At 37.0% G+C, this 2982-nt stretch carries 1 protein-coding gene; it reads right to left on the reverse strand.

All coding sequences use genetic code 11. The annotated features are described in order from the left end of the window. Positions 1–140: 140 nt before the first annotated feature. On the reverse strand, positions 141–2711 hold the full coding sequence (gene topA, locus OEW74_RS19475; protein ID WP_265430064.1) for a type I DNA topoisomerase: 2571 nt from the start codon (positions 2709–2711) through the stop codon (positions 141–143). Positions 2712–2982: the final 271 nt, after the last annotated feature.

Genomic DNA, 2982 nt, shown 5'->3' on the forward strand with positions numbered 1-2982 from the left:
TCTTTTTTATAGAATCCAAAGTAAAGGCAAAGTCTCCCGACTTTGCGGCACAAACAAGAAAACTCCGAAGTCAGGAGACTTCGGAGAGCAATAAAAAAGCACGGACCAAAAATCTGTGCTTTCTATTTTATTAAAACTAATTATTTCTTCGTTGCCGGTTTTTTAGCAACCGTTTTCTTAGCAGTAGTCGCTTTTTTTGCGGCTGGCTTTTTCGCTGCAGGTTTCTTTTTCTCAGCAAAAGCTTTCGGATCTTGTGCAGTAATCCATTTTTTAACCTCATCAAGAGAAACGTCTTTCAGTTCGTCGCTTTCGTATTTGGTATCGTCTTTTTTCTTAGGAATTTTATAAATATTCTTTCCATGTTTTACGATAGGACCCCATCTTGCATTTTCAATGGAGATTTTTTCAGCTTCCCACTGTTGAATGTAGCGGTTGGCTTCTTTCTCCAGTTTAGCTTCTACCAACTCGTTGATATCGCTTTGAGAAAGGTTTTCAAAGTTATATCTTTTCGGAACATTGATGAAAATACTTTGATATTTAATGAAAGGACCAAATCTGCCTGTTCCTTTAGTAATTGGTTCACCTTTATAAGATGCAATTGGTGCATCGGCTACTTTCTTTTCAGCAATAATTTCTTCTGCACGTTTTTGGTCTACAGAAAGCGGATCTTCACCTTTAGGAATACTGATGTAGGTTTCGCCCCATTTCACATAAGGTCCGAATCTTCCTACTCCTACAGAAACTGTTTGTCCATCAACTTCATTCAGATCAAAAGGAAGTTTAAACAACTCTAAAGCATCTTCAAAAGTAATGGTTGCAATATTTTGTCCGGACATTAATGATGCGAAAGTTGGCTTTTCTTCATCTTCGGTTTCCCCAATCTGAATCATAGCACCAAATCTTCCTATTCTTGCATATACATTTTTGCCGGTTTTCGGATCGACGCCTAATAATCTTTCACCATTTGCACGGTCTGCATTTTCTTCCACATCAGCAATTCTCGGGTGAAATTTAGAATAGAAATCAGTCATCATTTCTTTCCACTTCTGAGCACCGCTCGCAATTTCATCGAAACTTTCTTCTACTCTTGCTGTGAAGCCATAATCAAGAATTTCTGTGAAATTATTAGTAAGGAAATCATTGACAACCTCACCAATATCTGTTGGAACAAATTTATTTTTGTCGCCCCCGAATTTTTCGTCAAGAACTTCTTTTTTTATTTTATCATTGGCTAAAGAAATCTTCACTACTTCACGAGTGTGGGGTTCAATTTCTCTTTTATCTACATATTCACGGTTCTGAATCGTCTGAATGGTTGGAGCATAAGTCGATGGACGACCAATTCCCAATTCTTCCAGTTTTCTTACCAATCCGGCTTCTGTATATCTTGCACTCGGTCTTGTAAACTTTTCCTGTGCCGTAATTTTTTTATAGCTTAAAACTTCACCAACGGTTACTTTTGGCAACAACTTTTCGTTGTTTTCCTCATCATCATCTTCTGTTTTTACAATTCCGTATGCTTTAAGGAAACCGTCAAAAATAATAACTTCACCTTGAGCTTCGAAATGCTGCGGAAGTTTGGCATTACCAATTTCGATAACCGTTTTCTCAATTTTAGCATTTGCCATTTGAGAAGCCAATGTTCTTCTGTAAATCAACTGGTACAATTTGCTTAACTGCACATCTGCAATTGATTTTACAGAAAAATCTGTCGGACGGATCGCTTCGTGAGCTTCCTGAGCCGATGAAGACTTTGTAGTATAATTTCTCGGAGAAGAATATTCTGCTCCGTATTCTGATATAATTTGCTTTTTCGCTCCTTCAATAGCTTCCTGAGAAAGGTTTACCGAGTCGGTTCTCATATAGGTAATAAATCCTTCTTCATAAAGTCTTTGTGCGAGACGCATCGTGTTGGTTACATTATAACCTAACCTTGAAGAAGCTTCCTGCTGAAGCGTAGAAGTTGTAAACGGTGCAGATGCAGAACGGCTTCCCGGTTTTGTTTCTACATTTAAAACTTTAAACTCAACCGTTTTTGCAAGTTCTAAGAATTTTTCGGCTTCTTCTTCTTTTTCGAAATCTTTTTTAAGTTTTGCAGCGATTTCCTGCATTGCTTTATTTAAGAAAATACCGTCTAGTTTAAAGCTTGCCTTTGGAGTAAACTCACGGATTTCTTTTTCTCTTTCAACCACCAATCGTACAGCAACCGATTGTACTCTACCTGCAGAAAGACCTGGTTTTACTTTTTTCCAAAGTACCGGAGACATTTCGAAACCTACAATTCTGTCTAAAACCCTTCTCGCCTGTTGAGCGTTGACTAAATTCTGATCAATATCTCGTGGGTTTTCAATTGCTTTAAGAATCGCGTTTTTAGTAATCTCGTGGAAAACAATTCTTTTTCTGTTTTCGGGTTTCAGTTTTAATTCATCTGCCAAATGCCAAGCAATAGCCTCTCCTTCACGGTCTTCATCGGAAGCAAGCCAAACCATTTCGGCTTTCTTTACGGCAGACTTTAATTCTGTTACCAATTTCTTTTTGTCGGCAGAAACTTCGTAATCCGGGCTGAAGGTCTCCAAGTCAATCCCCATTCCTTTTTTAGGAAGATCTCGGATGTGTCCGAAACTAGATTTTACTTCGAAATCCGTTCCTAAATATTTTTGAATAGTTTTTGCTTTTGCGGGGGACTCAACGATTACTAAATTTTTCGACATACTGAAAATTTTTGCAAAAGTAAAGCTTTTTTATTAGATGCGTTTTGCTAAATCAGTTTATTTAACCGTTGAAACGGGTCAAATTAAGGTTTTTTGAAGAATTATTTGCCAGTAAAAAGCATTTTTTCAATCAATTACCAAATAAAAAAAGGTAATCGCAAAGACGCTTACCTTTTATAATTATAGACAAAAACGTTTACCACGTTTGATATTTTAAATAACACAGACTTAGAGCCTGTTTAAAAAAGTAATAATAAAAAAGAGTAAGGGC

The sequence above is a fragment of the Chryseobacterium sp. YIM B08800 genome, from assembly GCF_026163565.1.
Classification (GTDB): domain Bacteria; phylum Bacteroidota; class Bacteroidia; order Flavobacteriales; family Weeksellaceae; genus Chryseobacterium.

Bases quoted from the DNA above. Each gene is read 5' to 3' on its own strand.
- topA (WP_265430064.1), bottom strand. From the start codon at position 2,711: ATGTCGAAAAATTTAGTAATCGTTGAGTCCCCCGCAAAAGCAAAAACT.